Source organism: Acinetobacter sp. A1 (assembly GCF_012371315.1).
Lineage (GTDB): Bacteria > Pseudomonadota > Gammaproteobacteria > Pseudomonadales > Moraxellaceae > Acinetobacter.
In genome coordinates this window covers 1-23,203 of sequence record NZ_JAAZQY010000035.1, presented here as the reverse complement: position 1 = coordinate 23,203, position 23,203 = coordinate 1, and the positions used below count along the sequence as shown (strand labels likewise).

Here is a 23,203-nt window from a genome sequence, read left to right as displayed (position 1 = left end):
TTTAAGCTTTCAGTCAAGTATTTCATTGCAAGTTTTTTTAAAATTTAATACCTAAATTGTATATGTTTGACTATATTCGTCAATATAATTATTTGCTATCAATCACTCTTTCAAACCATAATCCATTATCCACTCACCCAAACCTTCTTCAGCTGAAGAAAAGTTTTCAAATAATTTACACATCACAAATGATGCTTTTGGATTAATCAAAAATTGCTATAGGAATGGATGACTCCAACAAGTTCTAATACTCACTAGCTGCAATCAACTGGCGGGTATATTCTGTTTGAGGATGACTAAACAGCTGTTCGGTGTTCTGAAACTCCATCACTTTGGCTTGATGCAGCACCAAGACTTTTTGGCACAGCGCTTTCACCACTTGCAAATCATGGCTAATAAATAAATAACTCATTTGCTCCTGCTGCTGTAAACGGCGCAACAACTGCACCACCGCACGTTGTGTCGTACGGTCTAAAGCAGATGTTGGCTCATCCATAATCAGCAATTTAGGGCAAAGTACCAAAGCGCGCGCCAATGCAATTCGCTGACGTTGCCCACCCGAGAGTTCATGCGGATAGCGCTGTTTAAAACTCACGGGTAATTCTACTTTGCTTAAAGCTTCATCTATGCGCTGGCTGATCTCCTGTTTAGACAAGTGCTGTAAAGCCAAACCTTCACCAATAGTTTGTTCCACATTTAAACGCGGGTTTAAACTGCTGAATGGGTCTTGAAACACGATTTGAAAATGCTGACGTAAAGGACGCAATTGCCGCTCATTTAACGCATTTAAATCTTGCCCAAGCAGCTCAATTTTGCCTTCACTTTCAATTAAACGGGCAATTGCAAGTGCTAGTGAACTTTTACCCGAACCACTCTCCCCCACAATTCCAACCGATTGTCCCTGTGCTAGTGCTAAAGCCAAAGGTTCAACTGCAACTACATAATCTTTAACCCGATTCAGTAAGCCCTGTTTAATTGGAAACTTCACCCCAACCTGATTCAATGCTAATACGGTAGACAATTCTTCAACCTGTAAGGCTTCGCCAAAATCGTGATTCAATAAATTTTGCGTATAAGCTTGCTTAGGCTGACTAAAAATTTCTGTAACACTGCCCTGTTCTTCAACCCGTCCACGATTCATCACAATCACTTGATCGGCATAATGTTTAACCAAATTCAAATCATGGCTAATCAAAATCATTGCCATGTTACGGCGTGCTTGCAGGCTTTTTAATAAATCCAGAATCTGCGCCTGCAAAGTTACATCCAAAGCAGTCGTAGGTTCATCGGCAATGAGAATGTCAGGATCAAGCGCCAAAGCCATAGCAATCATCACTCGCTGCCGCTGCCCACCCGACAATTCATGCGGATAACGCTTTAATTTCTCCTCTGGCTGCGGAATACCGACATCTTTAAGTAATTCCAATACTCGCGCACGTGCTTTTTCCTTGCTCCAACCACGCAACCATAAACTTTCACCTATAATCTTTTCTACCCGATGCAACGGATTTAAAGCCGTCATCGGTTCCTGAAAAATCATGGCAATGCTTTGACCACGAACTTGTCGCAGTTGTTCTGGCTTGAGATGCAGTAAATCTTGTTCTGCGAATATAGCTTGGCCTTGCACCTGTAAATGTGGCGGCAGCAAGCCCAGTAAAGCCAAACTGCTAATGGATTTTCCAGAGCCACTTTCGCCCACTAAAGCGATGGTTTCACCAGCATGCAATTCAAAATTTAAATCATGCAGTAACACCTGTTGCTGATGCTGAATATTTAGCTGACTAACTTTGAGCAACACTGAATTTGAAAGTTCAGCCGACTGATTAACGTCTTGGGTCAAATGCATCACGTGTTGCCTCCCCAATATAAATTAATAAGGATAGAACGATGGCTAAAGTAAAAAAGCCTGACAATGCCAACCACGGTGCATTTAAATTATTTTTACCTTGTAATAACAGCTCGCCCAAAGATGCCGCATCGGGCGGTAAGCCATAACCTAAAAAATCGAGTGCAGTTAAAGCAGTGATATTGGCTGTGAGCATAAACGGTAACTGCGACAAACTCGAACTCATGGCATTGGGTAAAATATGCCGAAACATAATGGTACGATCGGTAACCCCCAAACTCCGCGCTGCACGCACATAATCAAAATTTCGAGCACGTAAAAATTCTGCACGCACCAAGCCAACCAAACTGGTCCAACCAAACAGCAGCATAATCACAAATAACCAGTACACACTTGGAGTAAACATACTGACTAAGATCATCACCATGAACAGCATTGGCAGACCGCCCCAGACCTCTAAAACACGCTGCCCAATCAGATCAATCCAGCCTCCATAGTAGCCCTGAATCGCCCCAACCATAATGCCCAAAACTGCCGATGCAAAAGTCAGTGCAAACCCAAACAGCAGTGACACCCGCAAACCATATAGAATGCGTGCCAAAACATCACGACCTTGATCATCTGTGCCTAGCCAGTTTTGTGCGGTTGGTGGCGATGGTACAGGCACAGCCAAATCCAAATTCGGCGTTTGGTAAGAAAATTCTATCAGCGGCCAAAGCGCCCAACCTTTATTAGTAATTAACTGTTGCACCACGGGGTCTTTATAATCCGCTTCGGTTTCAAACACACCACCAAAAGTCGTTTCAGGATAGGCCTTAAACACAGGCATATATAAAGACTGCTCGTATTTGACCAATAACGGCTTATCGTTGGCGATTAACTCTGCGGCCAAGGACAATACAAAAATGACAATAAAGACGATAAAACAGCCAAAACCCAGTTTATTTTGCTTAAAACGTTGCAAACGTGCGCGCGTAATTGGTGACATTATTTTGTCCCCCGCGATTCAAAGTTAATTCGAGGGTCAATCACCTGATACAGCACATCACTGATTAATCTTAAAATTAAACCCAAAAGGGTAAAAATAAACAAGGTACCAAAAATAACAGGATAATCACGCTGCACAATTGCTTCAAAGCCAAGCAAACCTAAACCATCCAAATTAAAAATAATTTCGATAAACAGATTGCCCACAAAGAAAATCCCCACCAAAGCTTCAGGTAAGCCTGCAATCACAATTAGCATGGCATTACGAAACACATGCCCATACAACACACGTGACTCGGTTAAGCCTTTGGAGCGAGCTGCCAGTACATATTGTTTATTTAACTCTTCCATAAAAGAGTATTTGGTCAGATACGTCAGCCCTGCAAACCCACCGATCACCATTGCCAGTAAGGGCAAGGTCATGTGCCAGAAATAATCGGTAATTTTGCCCCACAAACTCAGCTGAGCAAAATTTTCAGAAACCAAGCCTTGTAATGGGAACCACTGGAAATACGAACCACCTGCAAAAAATACAATCAGCAAAATCGCAAATGCAAACGCAGGAATGGCGTAGCCAATTGCCAACAAAATTGAAGTGGCTTTATCAAATAGCAAACCATGCTGACGGGCTTTTGTAATCCCAAGTGGAATAGAAATCAGATAGATCAGCAAAGTACTCCAAAGCCCTAAAGATAAAGATACAGGTAACTTTTCCAACAGTAATTGAGTCACAGGTTTATCTTTAAAAAAGCTAGTACCGAAATCGAGTTGCACATAACTGGTCAGCATTTGCCAAAAGCGCTCGTGGGCAGGCTTGTCAAACCCATATTGCGCTTCAATTTTTGCCACCATTTCATCACTTAGACCTTTGGCACCCTGATAATTACTGCTATTGCTTACCACAGTTTCGCCACCACTCATGCCCATGCCCTGAAAAGCTTCAGCCTGCTGAATGGCTTGCTCGACTGGCCCACCTGGTGCAATTTGAATCACCACAAAGTTAATCAATAAAATGAAAAACAGGGTGGGAATAATCAGCAGCAATCTTTTTAGTATATATGTGCCCATGTGCTCACCTTTTGGCAATGTGCTGGTTCATCGCAAACACTGTCATGCTTGAATTTTAAAAATCGTTATTGTTGACGCAAATAATGTGCAACTTTCTTGGCTTGAGTTGCATCGCTCCACCAGTAATCAATCCCTGCAGATAATTTAGGTTTAATGGCAGGCTGACGATACATATTCCAGTAGGCATACCAGTTTTCACCTTTGCCGTAGGTTGGAATTTGATAATAACCTGCCCGCAATAAACGATCTAAAACCTTGGTACGTACAATTAACTGTTCACGGTTGGGTGCACGGATCAACTGTTGTACCACTTCATCAATCACTGGGTTTTTAATCCCTGCATAATTATAATTTCCTGGCTGATCTGCGGCAGCGCTACTCCATAGCTGTGCCTGTTCATTGCCAGGACTTAAAGATTGCGGCATGACGCTAGTGGTCATATCAAAGTCGGCACGGCGCATCCGTTCAATATATTGCGGCACATCCACATGCCGAATGGTCACAACCACACCTAGGCGTTTCATATTGCGCACAAAGGGCATTAAAGTCCGTTGTAAGCCATCTTGATGAATCAGAAATTCTATTTGGATAGGTTTGCCTTTGGCATCTACCAATTTGCCATGCTGAAAACGATAACCTGCTTTCAAAAGTAGCTCACGTGCTTTAAGCAATCCACTGCGGTTAAATCCGCTGGCATCGGTCACAGGAAACTGCCAGTTTTGCAATACACCTTGTCGTTGGACTGGATGTAGTTTGGCTAAATAGGGTTTTAAAATGGCCAATTCTTCGGCTGATGGTGTGCCTTTAGCCTCTAGCTCGCTATTAGAAAAATAGCTTTGCAAACGGCGATATTGCCCATAAAACAGAGCTTTGTTTTGCCATTCAAAATCGTAAGCATAGGTCAAGGCTTGCCGAAAACGAATATCCTGAAATGCATGTCTGCGGGTATTGAATACAAAACTTTGAGTTGGAATTGGGTTCTGGTGCTGAAATTTATGCTTAACCACCATGCCCGCATTCACGGCAGGGAAACGATATTCCGTCACCCATTTACGTGCCGTATATTCTTCATGCAGCGTATATTGCCCCGACTTAAAGCCTTCAAAGGCAATATCTAGATTGCGATAATACACATATTTTAGGCGGTCAAAATTATAGCGCCCTTTGTTTATGGGCAGATCCTTGCCCCAGTAATTAGGATTACGTTTATAGGTGATGCTGCGCCCTGCATCAATCCGTTCAATCAGATAAGGCCCAGAACCTAAAATAGGTTCGAGGGTAATACGGGTAAAATCACGCTTTTGCCAATCTTTTTTAGAATAGATGGGCATTTGCGACAAAATTAAGGGCATTTCTGCATTGTTGCTGGATTTAAAACTGACTTTTACCTGATGTTTGGACAAGACTGTGGTTTTATCCAAGTCAGACAAATACATTTGCAAACCCGGATTGGACTTGGTCTGAAATGCATCAAAACTGAATTTAACATCTTCTGCAGTGACTGGACTGCCATCGCTAAACTTTGCTTGAGGATTCAAATGAAAAATCACAAAGGCTGTTTGCTTCGGGTCATAGCTAACTTTTTCAGCCAATAAGGGATACATCACCCCCGGCTCGTCTAAAGAACTGCTCATGAGTGAATCAAACAAAAAATTCACCCCATCGGTGGAGCTGCCTTTGCCATTCATGTCATTTAAATTGTCAAAAGTGCCATTACTGGCGCGAATCAAATCTCCACCTTTGGGTGCATGCGGATTGGCATAAGGCATGGCTGTACGCCCCGCATACTGAGGTTGGCTATGCACCGCAATATATGGTGTAGTTTGAATGGCAGCCCAACCGAACTGTGGCAATGCCAGACATCCCACCAGACAGAACAATGTTTTGTGTAGCGCGAAAGACATGCGCACAGCTCCTTGTGCAGTATCACTCAGGATGCAGCCCACAGCGCATCCTGGAGATTGATCATTACAGATTCGGGACTTTAATCACATCACCAATGCGCAATTGCGTATTCGGCTGCATGTCATTTAAATCGGCCAAAGCTTTGCTGTCGATACCATAACGGTTGGCCAAACCAATCAATGTATCTCCACGTTTGACCTTATATTCAGTCACAGTTTTTGGAATTTGAATACTTTGACCAATCTGTAAGCCTGAACGTGGGGTTAAGCCATTTAAACTAGCCAATTCTGCAACTGAAATACCAACACGGTTGGCAATTGAATTTAAGGACTCGCCACTTTTTACGCGATAAGCTTCAGTCGCTTTAGTACTGCTACTTTTAGCTACGTTTGATACTTCGGCTTTTGCATCAACAGTTGCAGCGCTGGCATCAACTTTTAAGCGCTGCCCAATACGCACATTGGCGGTACGCGATAATTCATTCAGCTCTGCCAAATAACTCAATTGCAATTTATATTGGCGAGCAATACTGCTTAAAGTTTCCCCTGCTTTCACGACGTGAATATCATTGGCAGTTTCAGTCGCTGCTTCAACTTGGGCTTTTTTATCAGGAACATCACCCGTGAGTTTCAGACTTTGTCCTGCTCTTAAACCACCGTTACGGCTAATGTTATTCAACTCTGCTATGTATTCCTGACTCAAGTTATATTTGGTAGAAATAGCAGATAAGGTATCTCCACGTTGTACCGTATAACGCTCAGGTACATTAACGCCCGCAGGTACTTTTAAGCTTTGACCAATGCGTACCCCACTTTGGGTGGTTAAATTGTTCAAACTGGCCAATTCAGCCAACGAAATTTTGGCTTGGTTGGCAATACTGGATAAAGTATCGCCACGCTGTACCTGATAATTTTCTGTTGGATAGTTTGGTGCTTCAGTTTTTGCTTCTGACTTACTGGCCTCGGCTTTGTTCGCTTCAGCTTTCTGAGTCGTTGCTTCATTTACAGGGACATTAATACGCTGACCCACCAATAAACTGCTGCCCGCCGTCAGACCTGGGGTTAAATCTGCCAATTCCTGATTAGACAAAGCATAGCGATCAGCTATCAGTTTTAAATATTCGCCACGTTTCACCACATAGCTTTTGGTCACGACTTTTGCGGCTTGTTCTGCCGCTTTTTTATCCGCTTCCGCTTTGGCTTTTGATGCCGCAGTTTCTTTTAAACTTAAACGCTGCCCGACCAATAAACCACTGGTAATGCTTAAATTATTATAATCTGCCAATTGTTTAACGCTTAAACCAAACTGACTAGCAACACCCGTTAAACTATCATTGGCTTGCACCACATATTGCTCAGGCATGGTTTTCGGTTTGGCTGGTTCTGCCTGTGGCTTGGCATCGTACAAATAAATACTGGTGCCTACATACAAAGTTGCATCGGGTGCAATTTGGTTCCACTTCGCAATATCACGCCAATTCAAACCATTTTTCATGGCAATGCTGGCCAAAGTATCACCCGCTAAGACAGTATAAGTAGTCCGTTTGCCTTTTGGTGGAATAACCACAACTTCTGAGTCCGTACGCACAAAGTTTTTACCCTGATTGCGCTTGGCTTCTTCTGAATCTACACGTGTGTTTTCTGCCACACTTTTCGGGTAAGCAAAGCCTTTGGTTAACTCTTTACCTTGCTGCTCTGCCACAGACTGGCTGGTTTGAATTGCTGTAAGCTTAATTTTCCCATCGTATGGATCGACAATCTCAGTGCCTTGAGGTGCAATTTGTTTTAACTCTGCCACAAGTTGCTCTTGCTCTGCCTTAGAGGCTACAGGCTGCAACACCTCTTCCACCGTTTTATTACTGCCTTCTGCCTGTACCGCAGCAAGAATCTGTTCACGCTCGGTCGTTGAAATTGGTGGTTCAATCCGTACAGGTTGAATATTTGCCGCAGGCGTGACTGCAACAGGAATACGCGGTGCACTTGGTACATCACTCCCTGCTGCAAATGCAGCTAAGGCATCTGAGCCTCGTGGTGTACGCGACAAACGTGCAGGTGTTGTTGATGCAGGTTTAGACGTACTGGCTGTCGTGGCAGTATTTGAAGATGTTGTGCTTGCGGCCTTTGTGGTGGCTGCTGGCGTAGCAGATGCTGTTTTGCTCGTCGTTGTTCTACTGGTGGTTGCCGTGGTCAATGTTGGTGGTACAGATTTAGACGGTGTGATCGTTACCCCAGATGAAGAAAACGACGGTGTGTTACTTGTATTGCTTGCCCATAAACCACCACCACTTTGTAATTTTTTTAATCTCGCATCTACAGTTGGACTTAAATCTGCAGGGATTAAAATTCGCATTGGGCTTTGCGTGTCGATCCGATCACCACGATGCCCTGGGTTAAGCGAATAGAGTTCCGCACGGCTTAAACCTGTAATGCTGGCCACATCATTTAAATTTACCGCACCTACATTTAACTCACGGAAGTGAGGACGGTTGGCAATAGGCGGTAAAGACACGCCATAAGCATGTGGACTTTTAATAATTTGCGCCACAGCCAAGAAACGTGGCACATAATTCATGGTTTCCTGAGGCAATTTCAAAGACCAATAATCGGTTGGCAAGCCAGCAGCTTTATTACGGTTAATCGCTTGCTGAATACGACCTGGCCCTGCGTTATAGGCTGCCAATGCCAATTCCCAAGAACCAAACTGATTATACAAACTGCCTAAGAACTCATAGGCAGCACGAGTCGACTCCACTACATCTCGGCGGCCATCATACATTGAGGTTTGTTTTAAGCCGTAAATACGGCCTGTACTTGGAATAAACTGCCATAAACCTGCAGCAGCAGCACTACTGGTTGCAGCGGGGTCATACGAGCTTTCAATGACAGGCAACAATGCCAATTCAGTTGGCATACCACGGCGTTCAGCTTCTTTTACCGTGTGATACAAATAACGCGAAGCACGCGCACTTAAACGATCCAAATATGGCTGACGTGAAATAAACCAGCCACGCTGTGCTTCAATACGCGGGTTCCAATGGTTTAAATCCATTTTGAAACCCACGGTCATACGCTTCCAAACATCGCCATGTTTTAAAATTAATAAACGATCGCCTTCAACTGCACGCATATCGGTTGCAGATAGTAAGTCTTCCAAACCATCCAATGTGCTGGCATCTAAATAACCCGACCCGACCTGACTTGAAGTAAGCGGCTTGCTCGCACCCTGGGTCGAGCTACAGCCAGACATCAAGCCTAAGGCAGCCAATGCTGAACCTAAAACTGTAATTTTAAAAAATGAAGGTAAAGTCGGCTGCCACAAGCGCGTGGTTGGTTTATACATAAAAGAATCCAAACAACTCGTATATAAATTATTTTTTAGACATGCCATTGTAGTGGAGCTAGACAACGACACAAGGCTTTAATTTAGCGTGTTTCCGCTATAAATGTTACAAGAAATTAAAAAAATAGCAGGAATTTTGGGTCTAAACTAAATTTGCGATATACAATAGCTTTTTATTTTGATTTATTTTGCTGAGTATTCGGATCTGATTTATGTCTCAAACAATCACATTATATGTTGATGGTGCTTGCCGTGGCAATCCTGGCTTAGGGGGTTGGGGGGCGTATATCATCACCGAACAGGCAGAGCATAAATTACATGGTGGCGAAGCACAAACCACCAATAACCGCATGGAACTCACTGCAGCCATCGAAGGTATTTTATTTTGCCCAACCGATGCCAAATTGATTATTTGGACAGACTCCAACTATGTCAAACAAGGCATTACCGAGTGGATTCACGGCTGGAAAAAGAAGAACTGGAAAGATGTCAAAAACCCAGACCTTTGGCAAAAATTAGATGCCACGTGTCAGGGGCGTGAAATTGAATGGAACTGGATTAAAGGCCATGCAGGACATGCAGGCAATGAAATGGCAGACCAGTTGGCCAATTTGGGTGCAGATCAAGTTCAAAAAACCTTAAATTCTCCATCTAATGCAGCACCCACTTTGGATGCACCGCAACAGGATAAAAAAAAAGCTGAATCTGACTGGTTACTAGATGATCCTTTCGGTTTTGACCTGATTGAAGATGAGCTTGAAATGGAAAATACAACACCAGACAGCAATTTAGAAAGTAACGATCAAAAACACAACATTATAGAGGATGATGAAAGCACACAGGCCGCTACTGGTGACACTGTAAATAATGATCCTGAAACAGAAACGAATTCAGAAAATGTCACTTCAAATGAAAATATTGTGGATGCTACATCTGCAATGCACCCGCATATTGTGGTGACGCCTGCCACAATGCAGCTACACGGCCCTCGCCAACTGATTCTAGATACGGAAACCACAGGTTTTTATTATCAGGACGGTGACCGTATTATTGAAGTGGGTGCGCTGGAAATGATTAACCGTAAACTCACGGGCAGTTCCATACACATTTATATTCAGCCTGAAAAACTGGTCGGTGAATCAGAAAATATTCACGGTATTTCAGATGAGTTCTTAAAAGATAAACCGAAATTTGCCGAAATTGCAGATGTGCTGTATCAATACCTCAAAGGTGCAGAAATTATTGCGCATAACGCTACCTTCGATATGAACTTCCTAGACATGGAATTCAGTCGCGCAGGTTTGGGCAATTTATCAGAAGTGTGTACCGTAACGGACTCATTGCTGATGGCAAAAAGCAAACACCCTGGGCAGAAAAACTCCTTGGATGCTTTGGTCAGACGTTACGAGATTCCTGCGCGTGACCGTACCTTCCACGGTGCATTACTGGATGCCGAAATTCTCGCCGATGTATACTTGGCGATGACAGGTGGACAGGTTGCATTTGATATGGACACCCTGTCTGCAAGTGAAGAACAACAACGTCAAAGTGACCGTTTAAGTATTGATATTGACCTAGCAGTAATATTACCTTCAGATGATGAACTGGCAGCGCATGAGAATTGGGTCAAACAATTTGAAGAAAAACACGGTAAACCTTGCTTTTTTGCCAAATAAAATCTACGAGTTTTGTAATTTTATGTATTTAAAGATTCGCCAGTTCAGTTATAGTTAAAGCAAATAGGACTTTGTATTTTTGCAAAGAACCAACAAACAGATAAAACACTAGGAAAGGTGCAGATCCATGTCTTACCAAACCTCTATACATTTTGATCCAACTGCCTTGCTGATAATAAAAAATGAGGTTGATAATTCTATCAAACTGGTTGAATCCGCAGTAAGCACCTTAGCAGAAGATCAAACTTTACCTTTTGGTATTGATGATGCACTGAATCAATTTGAACAGTGCGCTCAGGTTTTAGCCTTAATTGATATGGAAAGCTTGGCAAAAATTGCGCAATACTCTGCAGAGCTCATGCGTAAAATTATGGGGAACCCAAGCAATATCAACACACAGGAAGTGATTGCGCTCAGCGAAGGCACAACCATGCTCAAGCGTTATATTGAGTTTATTTGCCTGCGTGAAGTCAAAATTCCACAATTTTTGCTCGACACCTTAAACCGTTTAGAACTGGCTTTAGGCAAACCATTAACGCAAGAAGGTCAACACATTGAAGGCCTGCTCGATTGCATCACTCCTAGCTTTCAATTGCCGCAAGCGCCTTCTTTAGAAAAGTCGGCTTATGTGCATCGCTTGTATAAATTGTCATTACACAAATTACTCAAGCAAGAAGAATCTGAAATGGATCTTCAAGCGATCAAATTAGTCGGAACATATTTGGCAGGCTTGGCAGAAAGCCATCCGAGCCAACAATATTGGGGTTTGGTACACGTTGCCTTCAACCATATTGATGACTTGTTGCTAAATGAGCCACGCTTACGCACCCTCATTGGTATTGAACACAATATGCGTCAATACTTTGCTGCGCCAGAAACATTCGCTGCGACCTTGACTGATCTGGCGAACATTTTAAGTCTGTGCATTAGTCAAGAAGACGAAATTTCACAACATATTCGCAGCCAGATGAATCTTGGTGAAGACTTATTGACTGACACGCAATTACAAGTATTCAGCCGTCATTTATATGGTCCAGATTTTGACACCATGCACACCATTAGCGACTTAGTGACCACAGAAATGGCGCAGATTCGCAATGACATTGAATACAACTACCAAAACATGAGTCCTGAAAAAACACAGGAATTGCAAAGTAAGTTAAAAGAGTTGGCGAACTTATTTAAAGTACTGAACTTAAATGAAGCCAATCAAGACTTGGAGCGTCAGGCAGAATCATTAAGCCGTCCTGAATTGCTTAAAGATGAAAACTTTGCTCAGCAATTAATGAACGTGATTTTATCTGCCATGAACTCAATTGGTGTGCTTGAACGTCATCACACCTCTAGTCGTTTGCAGTTGCGCGTCAACAACATGAATATTTCGCTAGATCGTTTAGATGAAGCGCATGAAGCCTTGTTGACCGAAACCAAATTACTGATTGATTTGATTACGCAAACCCTGACTCAGCATTTGCAAAGTCAAAATATTGCAGAATTGGAGCATACTTCTGCTCAAATTCGTGAGGTTGCGGGTGCAATGTTGTTCTTAAATGCAGAAAGTGGTCAAAAAGCCCTAAAAGTCTCTGCCGATTTTGTAAAAACACAAGTTGAAGCAGGTCAGAACTTAACTGCAGAGCAAGTCAATCACATCTTGGATACACTTGCCAGCGCAGATATGCTGATTGACAATTTAAAGAACAAACAGCCTGTTCTGCACAGCATGTTTAAGGTAGCATTGGACAGTAGTGAAAAATTGAAAACTGTAGCCTAATGACTGAACTCTCACTTGCATATATTTTTCAGCAACAACAACTTTTGGTCGATGAAAACTTCCAACTGCCCCGTGTGGAAAAACTGGCAAGTGACTTAAGCTTTAGCTCGGGCGATCAAGTGATTGCCCGAGACCTCCTCGAAGATGAACCAATCCCAAATGGCTTTCAATTAATTCCTATCCGACAGTTATTACAACTGTGGAACACTCAGCAATTTGAGCAAGCCAGCCGTGCCATCCAGTTATTGGAATGGCGTCGTAATCATAAATTCTGCAGCCATTGTGGTCACAAAACTGAAGTGCATGCCACCCAATATGCCATGGTCTGCCCTGCTTGCGGCTATCATCAATACCCACGTGTCAATCCATGTGTGATTACCGTCATTACTCGCGGTGAAGACGAAGTACTACTGGCGCGCAATGCACGCAACAAACAGCCAATTTATGGCCTTATTGCAGGCTTTGTCGAAGTGGGTGAAACCTTAGAAGAAGCGGTACGTCGTGAAACCGTTGAAGAGGTTGGCGTGCAACTTAAAAATATTCAGTACCTAGCCAGTCAGCCTTGGCCATTCCCAAGTAATCTGATGATTGCTTTTAAAGCCGAATATGCAGGCGGTGAAATTCAGTTACAAGAAGAAGAAATTCGTGATGCGCAGTTCTTTAAATTTGATCAGCTACCTGAAATTCCCTTTAAAGGCAGTATTGCACACGCCATGATAATGCACGTGACGCAAGGCACTGCTGTTGCAGATGATACCAAAGCTTGGCTATAAGTCTGCTGTTATCCTAAATACAAAAACCGTTGCCACAAATTTGTTGCAACGGTTTTTTATTGCTACTCAACCAAATACTAGGTTGAAGATCAATCAATATAACTCATCTTCCAGGGCCTGATCTAAAGCTCGCATAATTTGAGTCTTGGTCGCAAAGAAACGACTAAACAAACTAGATACCGATGCCATAACACTGACATGCCCTGTTCTTGGAATGATCATAATTTCACTATGATTGCCGTATTTTTTTAACACGTGATCAAAGTCAGTGGCATTGCTTGGCCCGACAATTTGATCCTTTTCTGCCACCAGTAAATAGTGCTTAACTGGATTTGGCTCAACAAAATAATACGGCATCACATCCTGATACGGTACATCCTGATCAAAAGCATCGGCACACAGCGGGTCATCTTTATAATCAAAATGATAAGGCCCTGCCAAACCAATAATTGCACGGATGTGATTCTTACAGCTTAAGGCATAGGGCTGAGGATGGTATAACAAAGACATCACATTAAATGCCCCTGCCGAATGTCCCATCAAGACCACCTGTGCAGTTGCAATACCCAGTTTATGTTGATGCTGAGTCAGATAATTCAACGCCAAGGTTAAATCATCAATATAGGTGGGAAAAATATGCTGTGGCGCAAGCTGATAGTTAATGATCGCAACGTCAAAGCCTTCTTTTGCAAAAGCTTCACCCACAAAACGATAATCCTGTTTATCACCGCGTGACCATGCACCGCCATGCACAAATACCAACAACGGACGCTGCGGTCGTGGTGTTGTGGTACGGTACACATCCAGACGATGCCTTGCCCGTAAACCATAAGCAATATTACTTTGAAGGGTATAGCCCTGCCGCGGAGTCAAGCGATTGAGCGCATAACTGCCTAAGCTATACAGACGAAACTCTTCATAAATGCGTTTCGCCTGTTCTAATCTTTTATTGAACTGTTTAAGCCAGTGTCCCACATTATTGAACATGTGCAGGTTCAACCTGATCTGGGTCTATCGCAACGGGTGTCTGTGTTTCAGGCACAACCATCGGGCTTACAAAATTGGCATTATTGCTTGGCTGGAGTTCAATATTATCAATCAAGGTAATAATTTTTGTGACGTTTCCAACTTGTTGCAGCACTTGGTTTAGGTCTTGCAATTCTGCGTTATTTAAACGCCCCATCACATACAACACCCCATCTTCAGTATGAATACGCACTTTACTGTCGGACACCACAGGTGCTTTCATAATCAAACCGCGGGTATTTGCAGTCACTGTGGTGTCCTGCATAATGGTGCTGTAACTGATTTGATTACCCACCGTAATATAATTATGGATGGTTTTTACATCACTCATGGCACGTACATTGTCTTCTGCCAATTGCTTTAAATGCGCATCAGGCACTTGTCCTGTCAGCAATACATTGCCATGAAAACTTTCAACATTCACGCGAGACTGTTTAAAGCGTGAATCTAGTTTGTATAAATTAATTTTGGCGGTACGTTCTATTGAGTTATCAATAAACACTTGCCCAAGTGATCGTGCGCCACTTTCTGTTCCTACTGGCGCTGTACCTGTACCACTTGAAATAAAACTTGCACAACCCGATAAACTTGCTACACACAGCAAGGTCACTGCAATACGGTTTAACACTCAGCAAGACTCCTCATTATTTTCTTTCCACTCTGGCGGTGCTGCACATTTCATGCTTCAGTTTTTACGACAAGCACTCACCAGCTGATGTTTTATGCTTTAAATTTCACTCAAAGATTAATCAACTCTGCATCAAAAGTAAAAGCATTTTCAATCCATTGCAGATCATACGGGAATTTGGAAAAGTCTTGCTGTACTGTTTTTGCAAATTGCCCAGAAAAATCAAAACAAATCACATCAAAACGACAATAAAATTCTGAAAATTGTGGATTTTCTGCCAAAAACTGCAAGGCGGTTTTCATGATTTTCTGCTGCTTAGATAATGACACCACTTCATAAGCTTTTGCATAACTGCTTTTAGAGCGCGCTTTCACTTCAACAAATATCAATTGTTGTTGCCGAATCAAAATACCGTCAATTTCACCAAACACACTATGATAATTTTGCTGTAGCAATGTCCAACCCTGCTGCTGCAAATACTGCCATGCAAATTGTTCGGCCCATGCACCCAATGCCTGACGCATCAAATTTTTATTGTTGGTTTTATTCATTTTCATTTTTATATTCACAAGTGCTGCATGATTGATACAGATTCTGCCTAGTTTCGCCTTACATACATACGTCAGATCGCAATTCAGGTAGAATAGCCATTCGGTCAGTCGTTAGTGAATGACTCAGAGCAATGCTGTATTTAGTCGAATTTTGATTATTTTTTTAGTTTGTTATTTCCCACGGAGAAAACTCAATGAGTGCCCAGTTATTTGTTGTCGCCACCCCAATTGGTCACTTGGATGATATGAGCTACCGTGCGATTGACGTACTCAAATCGGTAAGTCTGATTGCCGCAGAAGACACTCGCACCTCTGCGCAATTGATGAAGCATTTTAATATTTCTACCCCACTCACTGCCTGCCATGAGCACAATGAAAGCAACAAAATCGAGATTTTAGTACAAAAACTACTGAATGGCGAAGACATGGCGCTGATTAGCGACGCAGGTACGCCACTGATTAGTGACCCAGGGTTTAAGTTGGTACGTGCTGCACAGGCCAATGGTATTCGTGTGATTCCTGTACCGGGTGCATGTGCAGCCATTGCAGCATTGAGTGCGGTTGGCTTACCGAGTGATCGGTTCAGCTTTCAGGGCTTTTTGTCTGCTAAACAATCACAACGAGTACAACAACTCGAAAAACTCAAAGATGAAACCCAGACGCTAATTTTCTATGAAGCGCCACATCGAATTTTAGATTCAGTCAAAGATATGGCTGGGGTGTTTGGAGCCGAACGCCCTGTTGGTTTTGCCCGAGAAATTACCAAAACCTTTGAAACTATTAAAAAAATGACTTTGAGTGAACTGGTTGAGTTTATCGCTGCAGATCATCACCAACAAAAAGGTGAAATTGTATTGGTGGTAGGCGGTGCCAGTGAAGAAAAAGACCTAGAACAAGAAAAACTAGATCAACTGTTACAGCGCTTATTGCAAGATTTATCGGTGAAAGCTGCATCACAATTGGCTGCTGACTTAACAGGGATTAAAAAGAAAATCGCCTATCAACGTGCACTGGAGTTAAGCCAAGCAGCAGACTAAGCACATTTAGTTTACTGCGTTGTCTTGAATATTCATTCAATAAAAAAGCATCACCTTGAAGGTGATGCTTTTCTATATATTTCGACCGTAGTCAGTACAGTTAGCCTGAATACGACCACTTAGTCGCGTGCTGACTCATCTGGTGGTACTTCCGTAATTTTTCCACCACGTGCCAAGAACGCTGCAACTTCATCTTCCAAAGCCTGACGCTGTTTCAGTTTAGCAGTCACGGTCAAAGTTTCTGCTTCTGCTAAATCTCCATCTGCAGCGCTTTCTTCTGAATCTGCAGCGCCTTTTTCGGCTGCTTTCGCTTCATCTTCGTCTACAGTTGAATCTTCTACATCATCGTAATCGTTCATGTCCGTCATCTTAATCTCCCCACAAATGACTTCAACTTGGTCCAATTGAAAACTGGTTATGAATTACGATGAAATTTAGCAATCTCTTGGCCTTTCGCATAGAGTCTAAATTAAAAAATTCGTATCTTTTTTAATCAAATTCGTAATCAGGTATGTATGACCGTACAAAAAACGACTCTTTAGGGTTAAACCGCGTAACGGGTATCTTGTAACAGACTTAATCCATTGGCTTGTGCCATAAAGGCATCTTTTAGTGCAGGCTGTTGTTCAACCTGTTTCAAACCAAAATTACGCGCCCATACCACAGGGAATAAAGTCGTGGTTTCCATCCAGCCAATAGCAGACATACTGTGCATCATGGCATCGTTCTGCCCTTTACGACGGTGTTCATAACGCTTTAAGGTCTGCTCATGCGCCCAGACACCGCGTTTAAAGTCATGCAGTAGTACATCACAAAGTACTGCAGCGTCTAAACAGCCAATGTTCACCCCTTGTCCTGCAAGTGGATGAATCACATGCGCAGCATCACCAATCAATGCCAGCCCCTCTTGCACATAGCGCTGTGCTGCACGGGCCTTGAGCGGGAAAATAGCACGTGGTGTTGCCTCTAATACCTCTCCCAACATGTGATGACTTTCACGGGTCAAGAGTTGAGTAAAATCGGCATCATTCAGCTTGGCGTATTCTTCGGCATAGTCATCGGGCAAAGTCCAAACAATAGACTGCCAATGCCCTTCTTGCTCATCCTGTAAACTGGCCATTGGTAAATACGCCAACGGGCCTGTTTCCAAAAATATTTGCCGTGCTACATGCTGATGTGGCAATGCAGTACGAATCGCACAGGTTAAACCTGCCTGACGATAATCCAGCACATCAAAATCAATAAAGGCCTGTTCGCGCACAAAGGAGTTGGCACCATCTGCACCAATCACCAGTTTAGTTTGTAATTGGGTACCATCAGCCAAATGAATATGCCAAACTCCTACACCACGCTCCAAACGTGTCACTTTGACTTGCGTGCGATAATCCTGCACTTGCTCTAGCATTCGTTGCTGAATCGCAAGGTTTAAAATACTTGGCTCTACCATTGAACCAAGCGCTTGTTCAATCACGGGTGTATTCGTAGCACTACTGCCAAAATTAATTTCACCATAGCCATTTTTATTCCAAACCTGCATGCCGCTATACGGCATGTGGCGCACAAGTTTAGGCCAAACACCTGCGGTTTTTAATAGGTGGATCGTAGCCTGACTGAGCGCCAAAACACGTGGATTGGCAACCGCTAAAGTTTTCTCTGCATCTAAAATGGGTGCAGCATCCAAGACTGTAGCTTGCACGCCACCCTGTGCTAACAGTAATGCGGTTAAACCGCCAACCAAGCCACCACCAATAATGACTGCATCTAACACTTGCACTTGTTGATTTGCTGTACTCATGCTTTTAACCCCATTGCATAGTTGGCTACCAATGGCTTAATGCCTGGAATCGTATCAAAAGCAACGAGGCCTGTATTACGCATGAATTTTAGGATTGGGTTTTGATTGCTAAAGCCACGTACAACACTATCGCAGAATTTAATAACGCGTTGCTGATCCTTTAAGCGAGATTGCTCATAGTCACGTAGTACAGCTGGGTCACCTAAATCTGCAGATTTTGCTGCCTGTTCGGTAAGATAACGCAATAAAACATAGGCATCTCGCATACACAAGTTAAAACCTTGCCCTGCAACAGGGTGAATCGTATGCGCTGCATTACCCATCAATACCACGCGACCAACCGCCTGTTTTTCTGCTAAAACTTGTGACAATGGAAAACTAAAACGACGTCCTGTTTTTTCAAATTTTCCTGCGCGGTCGCCATAAGCTTGTTGCAGGGCATCTAAAAAGTGTTGGTCGTTTTCATCGCCAATCCATTCATGCTCTGTTCCCTTTGGTACAGGCCACACCACAGAACGACGATATTCACCTGGCAATGGCAGCAACGCCAAAGGCCCTAAATGGCTGAAACGCTCAAAGCCAACATGCGCATGTGGCTTAGAGGTTTGCACCGTAGTCACAATAGCCACTTGGTCATAATCGTGTTCCGATGCACCCACGCCCAAAGCTTTACGGCAGAAAGAATCACGACCATCGGCAGCAATGAGGAGTTTTGCAGAAAGTTGTAGTTGCTCCTGACCACGCACCGCCTCGATATATGCAAAATCTGCGTCTTGTTTCAGTGCTGTCACCTGCACGCCATCAATTAACTCAATAAGCGGCTGTTTACGCACTTCGGTTAACAACACACGACCGAGCCATGCATTTTCAATGACCTGCCCAAAACTTTCGACTTTTTCTTGTTCAGCCAATAATCGCGCCTTACCAAAACTGCCTTGCTCTGTAATCTGAACTTCTAAAATAGGCGTGGCATGTTGCTGCAAGGCGTCCCATAAACCCAGTTCTTGGTAAATTTGTACACTGCGACGTGACAATGCGCTGTTACGGGCATCGAAACTGGAATGATACGGTGCTAAATTGGCATCTTCATAATTGGGGTATTGAATCGCTTCCAGCAACTTCACCGCAATATTGGCTTTGGCTAACATTAAGGCAAGGCTTAAACCCACCATACCACCACCGACAATGATGACTTCTTGCTGCTGCATTTCGTTCCCCAATCTGCTCAATTTCACTGAATCATACTGAATTTAGGCTTTGGCTTGAGCCATGAGCGCTTCAATCTCTGCTACTGTTTTTACTACATTTGCAGTCAAAACACGAGGTCCATTTTGTGTTGCCACCACATCGTCTTCAATGCGAATCCCAATACCACGCCATTTTGCATCGACTGTTTCATCATCTGGGGCGATATATAGACCTGGTTCAACCGTAACAACCATGCCTTCCTCATACACACGCCAGTCTTCGCCCTGCTTATAAGTGCCGACATCATGCACATCCATACCCAGCCAATGGCCTGTGCCATGCATATAAAATTGACGATAACTTTCCGAATCAATAATTTGTTCTAAATCGCCCTGCATAATGCCCAAATCAAGCAGCCCTTGTACCAAAATACGTACCGCAACATGATGTGGTTCTTTATAAGAATTACCAATTTGCACAGCATCAATGGCTGCAATTTGCGCATCCAATACAATGTTATACAGTGCTTTTTGTTCTGGGCTGAATTGACCATTTACAGGGAATGTACGGGTAATGTCTGAGGCATAGCACTGATATTCACAGGCTGCATCAATCAGGACCAAATCACCATCTTTAAGGATTTTGTCATTTTCGACATAATGCAAAATACAGGCATTTTCTCCACCACCGACAATGCTGTTATAGGCAGGAACACAGCCATTTTTGCCAAAAATATAATTCAGTTCGGCTTCTAATTCATATTCCATCATGCCCGCTTTGACCGTTTGCATGGCACGGGTATGTGCCTCGGCACTAATGTCTGAAGCAATTTGCATCAACTCCAGTTCAGACTCGGTTTTATGCAAACGCATTTCATCCAGCAAACGATCTAGTTGCACAATTTTGGCGGGTGCAGTATTGCCTTGACGATGTTGTGCATCGGCTTGTTGGTTCCATGCAGCTACACGTGCATCAAATTCAGCCTGATGACCCAAACGGTAATATAGCGTGTCTTTGTTAACAATTTTCGCAATGATTTCTGCATCTAACTGATCAATTGCAAAAGACTCATCTGCCTCGTACTGCTCAATTGCACCTTCTAGCCCTGCCCGATAACCATTCCAGATTTCCATTTCACGGTTACGTTCACGGCAGAACAAGGTGTAAGTGTAGCCTTCATCAATCGATTCATAAGTTTCAATTACTGCAACTGCTTCAGGTTCTGCAAAACCTGTCAGATAGAAAAAACTGCTGTCGGCACGATATTTATAGTCTGCATCACGATTACGTATTGCAACAGGACTGCTCGCAATAATAGCAACACTGTTGGGGCCCATGCGTTCAGCAAATTGATCTCGACGTTCTTTAAATTCGACTTGAGTCAGTTTTTTCATATTGGGTTCTTTCATTGAAAATATGTTGATGAAATTAGAATGATTATGATGCGTTCAATTAACTTACACTTTCGCAACTCAAGCCACAACGCCCGATTAACTCGGACGATGTGGTGTAAACATTTCTACCACTGAAGATGGATTTTGCCCTGTTTCTGCGGTCTGTACACGTGATTTAGCGTGTACGTTTTGCAATAAAGAGCTTTCTTCCACAGCTACTTTTTTACGGCCCACAGACAAACTCACAGGAATTAAACGAACAAATTCATACAGTTCCTGATAACTTTCCTCGCCTTCTTCATCATTATCTGAGTCTTCAAATTCAACTGCAGCCACATCTTGTAAATGTTCAATCAGTTCAATTTCGTCTGAACGGATATGCCCAGAAGCCAAACCAAAACCGAGTACGACACCCGCACACCAGTCGGCTAAAGCTTGTACGCGTTCTTGTAAAAGATGTTCATCATCTGGCAACAATGGCAAATAATCCAATTCATCTTCACACAAGGCATGTGCCACATCTTCAGATTCATCGGTTAATAGTGCCAGGGCTGCTGGCTCTAAATCGGGCACATTTAAGGTTTGCAAAATCTGCTGCCACTCAGTTTCTGTTGGTGCATTTGTCACACAAACTATACCTGTGAGTAAGCCGTGTAACTCACTTGGACTTGAAATTTCTTCAATGCCAGAAAAATTGCGAAACCATTCTGACCAACCTGAAATATCGTCTTGCATTCGTTTATCCAATCTCTATACTTCGTATATATTACCTTTGTTTGCAATACTGTGCGACCACGATATGTTAGAAGAATTACAGCGTCTACAAGCGCATATTGGTGTTTTAAAAACACGAATTGACCATTATGAAAGTGAAAACACGGCCCTCAGCACAGCCAAACAAACTGCTGAGGAACAGCATCATGCACAAATTGTGCAAAGAAACGGCATTATTACCGCAAAACAAGATGAAATTGAAAGTCTGACCGAGCAATTAAGCAGCACACAGGCACAGTTGCAACAACTGAATCAGGATGCAACGGCTTTGGCAGATCGTTATGGACGTTTAGAAAAAAGCTGTACCGATCTTAAAAACCGCTTTCAGGAAATTTTGGCAGAGCGTAACGAGTTACGCATTTTGAAAGAAAAGATGCTAAATGATCAACGTATGAATCAGCATGAAATTCAAACCCTGAAGCAAGAACGTGATAGATTGTTACAAAAAAATGAGCATGCCAAAGCCAAAGTTGAAGCCATTATTCAGCGTTTGGCAATTTTAGGTACGGCTCAAGACCATCATGCGCAAGAAATTCAACAACTTGCCCACCCTGCCGAAGTGAGTGAGGAAGGTTAATATGTCAGTTCAAATTCCAATTGATTTACGTGTTTTAGGACATAGCTTCCGTTTGGCCACCACTGAAGACCAAAAAGCAGATTTAGAACGTGCCGCGCAATTATTGAATGAGCGCTATGATGAATTTCGTCGTAAAGCGCCACGTATGGAACCTAGCAAACTGATTATTATGGTTGCATTGGAATTGATGCAAGAGGTTCTTTCTATGAACAAATCTTTGCAACATTATGCGCATTGTGAGCGTTTGCTGAGTACGATTCTGCAAGAAGTTGAAGCCTTAACTTAAGTGTTGGTTTTTTAACTTAAGTTTGCATAAAGGCTGTGCAAACAAGATCAAACTTTACAGTTCAACTGTGAACATGAGTTGCCAAGCCCCTGAGATGGGGTATACTAGTTCTAACTCTGAGATGTTCGCCAGCGAGTCTATATCCCTGCCGATACTTAAATCTTAGGATTGCGTTCTGCATATTTAGAGCGTATGCCCATCTTGTATGGGAAACCCAGCAAGTATGCGTCGCGTCCGCCTTGAACTTCTTCGGGTTCAGGGTAACGACATGCAGCGGCATCCTCGGAGCTATTTAGTTTTTATAAAAATTACAATATTTCTAAAACTACGCTAATCTAATCTTCAGCTACAAATTAAGTAAAAAAACCTCCTCTCCCTTCGTGACGATGCGTTCTATACCGTGTCTAAAATTTTGTTTCCCTCTATTCAAAGCAAATATATCGAATAAAGAAAATAGATCAAAAGTAAACAGATTTTCAGAAATCTAAAATTGAGTAATTTTTATGGTAATCCCCCCTAAAAATAATAGGATCTAAAAGTAGAATTTTCTCTTAAGATACGAGCAGGAGATTCTGCATGAAA

General features: G+C 42.8%; 19 protein-coding genes and 1 other RNA gene. 7 read left to right on the top strand and 13 right to left on the bottom strand.

The features are described 5' to 3' along the window. Positions 1 to 244: 244 nt before the first annotated feature. The 5 genes from HHA41_RS11005 to HHA41_RS10985 all read right to left on the bottom strand — a co-directional run bounded on the left by HHA41_RS11005 (position 245) and on the right by HHA41_RS10985 (position 9,145). Positions 245 to 1,846 (bottom strand): dipeptide ABC transporter ATP-binding protein, encoded by a 1,602-nt coding sequence (locus HHA41_RS11005; RefSeq protein WP_168461741.1) that lies wholly within the window; start codon positions 1,844 to 1,846, stop codon positions 245 to 247. Further along, positions 1,824 to 2,834 carry an ABC transporter permease gene (locus HHA41_RS11000; RefSeq protein WP_168418630.1) on the bottom strand — a complete coding sequence of 337 codons (1,011 nt, stop codon included), beginning with the start codon at positions 2,832 to 2,834 and terminating at the stop codon, positions 1,824 to 1,826. Before HHA41_RS11000 ends, HHA41_RS11005 begins: the two co-directional genes overlap by 23 nt. Then, entirely contained in the window at positions 2,834 to 3,901 is a 1,068-nt protein-coding gene (gene yejB / locus HHA41_RS10995; RefSeq protein ID WP_168461737.1) for a microcin C ABC transporter permease YejB, read from the bottom strand. Before yejB ends, HHA41_RS11000 begins: the two co-directional genes overlap by 1 nt. A 65-nt stretch (positions 3,902 to 3,966) precedes the next feature. Beyond that, positions 3,967 to 5,805, bottom strand: a complete 1,839-nt coding sequence (locus HHA41_RS10990) for an extracellular solute-binding protein (protein WP_168418632.1) — start codon at positions 5,803 to 5,805, stop codon at positions 3,967 to 3,969. A gap of 64 nt (positions 5,806 to 5,869) precedes the next feature. After that, on the bottom strand, positions 5,870 to 9,145 hold the full coding sequence (locus tag HHA41_RS10985; RefSeq protein ID WP_168461736.1) for a LysM peptidoglycan-binding domain-containing protein: 3,276 nt from the start codon (positions 9,143 to 9,145) through the stop codon (positions 5,870 to 5,872). Positions 9,146 to 9,357: 212 nt separating this feature from the next. On the opposite strand from HHA41_RS10985, the gene dnaQ reads away from it, so the two are divergent. The 3 genes from dnaQ (at position 9,358) to nudC (ending at position 13,365) form a co-directional block, all read left to right on the top strand. Then, a complete protein-coding gene (dnaQ, locus tag HHA41_RS10980; protein ID WP_168418634.1) occupies positions 9,358 to 10,821 on the top strand; it encodes a DNA polymerase III subunit epsilon in 1,464 nt (487 codons plus the stop codon). Positions 10,822 to 10,948: 127 nt separating this feature from the next. Next, entirely contained in the window at positions 10,949 to 12,592 is a 1,644-nt protein-coding gene (locus HHA41_RS10975; RefSeq protein ID WP_168418635.1) for a chemotaxis protein, read from the top strand. Next, positions 12,592 to 13,365, top strand: coding sequence for an NAD(+) diphosphatase (nudC, locus tag HHA41_RS10970; protein WP_168418636.1), 774 nt, complete (start codon positions 12,592 to 12,594; stop codon positions 13,363 to 13,365). The genes HHA41_RS10975 and nudC overlap by 1 nt, the downstream gene beginning before the upstream one ends. A gap of 93 nt (positions 13,366 to 13,458) precedes the next feature. On the opposite strand, the gene HHA41_RS10965 is transcribed toward nudC, so the two are convergent. From HHA41_RS10965 to HHA41_RS10955, 3 genes are all read right to left on the bottom strand, one after another. Next, positions 13,459 to 14,352 carry an alpha/beta hydrolase gene (locus HHA41_RS10965; protein ID WP_168461734.1) on the bottom strand — a complete coding sequence of 298 codons (894 nt, stop codon included), beginning with the start codon at positions 14,350 to 14,352 and terminating at the stop codon, positions 13,459 to 13,461. Continuing rightward, complete coding sequence (locus HHA41_RS10960; protein ID WP_168461733.1) at positions 14,342 to 15,019, bottom strand: BON domain-containing protein; 678 nt, start codon at positions 15,017 to 15,019, stop codon at positions 14,342 to 14,344. Before HHA41_RS10960 ends, HHA41_RS10965 begins: the two co-directional genes overlap by 11 nt. A 110-nt stretch (positions 15,020 to 15,129) precedes the next feature. After that, complete coding sequence (locus HHA41_RS10955) at positions 15,130 to 15,576, bottom strand: YraN family protein (RefSeq protein WP_227592083.1); 447 nt, start codon at positions 15,574 to 15,576, stop codon at positions 15,130 to 15,132. A gap of 188 nt (positions 15,577 to 15,764) precedes the next feature. On the opposite strand from HHA41_RS10955, the gene rsmI reads away from it, so the two are divergent. Then, positions 15,765 to 16,607: a 16S rRNA (cytidine(1402)-2'-O)-methyltransferase gene (gene rsmI / locus HHA41_RS10950; RefSeq protein WP_168461731.1), complete on the top strand. Its 843-nt coding sequence runs from the start codon at positions 15,765 to 15,767 to the stop codon at positions 16,605 to 16,607. A 119-nt stretch (positions 16,608 to 16,726) separates the two neighbouring features. Here rsmI and HHA41_RS10945 read toward each other — a convergent pair whose 3' ends face one another. The 5 genes from HHA41_RS10945 to HHA41_RS10925 form a co-directional block, all read right to left on the bottom strand. Further along, positions 16,727 to 16,975, bottom strand: coding sequence for a hypothetical protein (locus HHA41_RS10945; RefSeq protein ID WP_019836366.1), 249 nt, complete (start codon positions 16,973 to 16,975; stop codon positions 16,727 to 16,729). A gap of 176 nt (positions 16,976 to 17,151) precedes the next feature. Continuing rightward, entirely contained in the window at positions 17,152 to 18,402 is a 1,251-nt protein-coding gene (locus HHA41_RS10940) for an FAD-dependent monooxygenase (RefSeq protein ID WP_168461729.1), read from the bottom strand. Continuing rightward, complete coding sequence (gene ubiH / locus HHA41_RS10935) at positions 18,399 to 19,610, bottom strand: 2-octaprenyl-6-methoxyphenyl hydroxylase (RefSeq protein WP_168461728.1); 1,212 nt, start codon at positions 19,608 to 19,610, stop codon at positions 18,399 to 18,401. Before ubiH ends, HHA41_RS10940 begins: the two co-directional genes overlap by 4 nt. 42 nt (positions 19,611 to 19,652) lie before the next feature. Continuing rightward, positions 19,653 to 20,984 carry a Xaa-Pro aminopeptidase gene (pepP, locus tag HHA41_RS10930; protein WP_168461726.1) on the bottom strand — a complete coding sequence of 444 codons (1,332 nt, stop codon included), beginning with the start codon at positions 20,982 to 20,984 and terminating at the stop codon, positions 19,653 to 19,655. A gap of 96 nt (positions 20,985 to 21,080) precedes the next feature. Next, positions 21,081 to 21,719 carry a UPF0149 family protein gene (locus HHA41_RS10925; protein WP_168418643.1) on the bottom strand — a complete coding sequence of 213 codons (639 nt, stop codon included), beginning with the start codon at positions 21,717 to 21,719 and terminating at the stop codon, positions 21,081 to 21,083. A 64-nt stretch (positions 21,720 to 21,783) separates the two neighbouring features. Here HHA41_RS10925 and HHA41_RS10920 point away from each other — a divergent pair, with 64 nt between their 5' ends. The 3 genes from HHA41_RS10920 (at position 21,784) to ssrS (ending at position 22,914) form a co-directional block, all read left to right on the top strand. Further along, a complete protein-coding gene (locus HHA41_RS10920; protein ID WP_168461725.1) occupies positions 21,784 to 22,335 on the top strand; it encodes a hypothetical protein in 552 nt (183 codons plus the stop codon). A 1-nt stretch (position 22,336) separates the two neighbouring features. Next, positions 22,337 to 22,621 (top strand): cell division protein ZapA, encoded by a 285-nt coding sequence (locus HHA41_RS10915; RefSeq protein ID WP_168418645.1) that lies wholly within the window; start codon positions 22,337 to 22,339, stop codon positions 22,619 to 22,621. Between the two features lie 110 nt (positions 22,622 to 22,731). Further along, positions 22,732 to 22,914, top strand: a non-coding RNA gene (ssrS, locus tag HHA41_RS10910) — 6S RNA. Positions 22,915 to 23,203 lie beyond the last annotated feature (289 nt).

Coding starts and splice junctions, on each gene's coding strand:
- yejB (WP_168461737.1), bottom strand. CDS start 3,901: ATGGGCACATATATACTAAAAAGATTGCTGCTGATTATTCCCACCCTG.
- HHA41_RS10955 (WP_227592083.1), bottom strand. CDS start 15,576: ATGAAAATGAATAAAACCAACAATAAAAATTTGATGCGTCAGGCATTG.
- HHA41_RS10945 (WP_019836366.1), bottom strand. CDS start 16,975: ATGACGGACATGAACGATTACGATGATGTAGAAGATTCAACTGTAGAC.
- nudC (WP_168418636.1), top strand. CDS start 12,592: ATGACTGAACTCTCACTTGCATATATTTTTCAGCAACAACAACTTTTG.
- HHA41_RS10990 (WP_168418632.1), bottom strand. CDS start 5,805: ATGTCTTTCGCGCTACACAAAACATTGTTCTGTCTGGTGGGATGTCTG.
- HHA41_RS11000 (WP_168418630.1), bottom strand. CDS start 2,834: ATGTCACCAATTACGCGCGCACGTTTGCAACGTTTTAAGCAAAATAAA.
- HHA41_RS10920 (WP_168461725.1), top strand. CDS start 21,784: ATGTTAGAAGAATTACAGCGTCTACAAGCGCATATTGGTGTTTTAAAA.
- HHA41_RS10940 (WP_168461729.1), bottom strand. CDS start 18,402: ATGAGTACAGCAAATCAACAAGTGCAAGTGTTAGATGCAGTCATTATT.
- rsmI (WP_168461731.1), top strand. CDS start 15,765: ATGAGTGCCCAGTTATTTGTTGTCGCCACCCCAATTGGTCACTTGGAT.
- HHA41_RS10985 (WP_168461736.1), bottom strand. CDS start 9,145: ATGTATAAACCAACCACGCGCTTGTGGCAGCCGACTTTACCTTCATTT.
- HHA41_RS10915 (WP_168418645.1), top strand. CDS start 22,337: ATGTCAGTTCAAATTCCAATTGATTTACGTGTTTTAGGACATAGCTTC.
- HHA41_RS10925 (WP_168418643.1), bottom strand. CDS start 21,719: ATGCAAGACGATATTTCAGGTTGGTCAGAATGGTTTCGCAATTTTTCT.
- HHA41_RS11005 (WP_168461741.1), bottom strand. CDS start 1,846: ATGCATTTGACCCAAGACGTTAATCAGTCGGCTGAACTTTCAAATTCA.
- ubiH (WP_168461728.1), bottom strand. CDS start 19,610: ATGCAGCAGCAAGAAGTCATCATTGTCGGTGGTGGTATGGTGGGTTTA.
- pepP (WP_168461726.1), bottom strand. CDS start 20,984: ATGAAAAAACTGACTCAAGTCGAATTTAAAGAACGTCGAGATCAATTT.
- dnaQ (WP_168418634.1), top strand. CDS start 9,358: ATGTCTCAAACAATCACATTATATGTTGATGGTGCTTGCCGTGGCAAT.
- HHA41_RS10975 (WP_168418635.1), top strand. CDS start 10,949: ATGTCTTACCAAACCTCTATACATTTTGATCCAACTGCCTTGCTGATA.
- HHA41_RS10965 (WP_168461734.1), bottom strand. CDS start 14,352: ATGTTCAATAATGTGGGACACTGGCTTAAACAGTTCAATAAAAGATTA.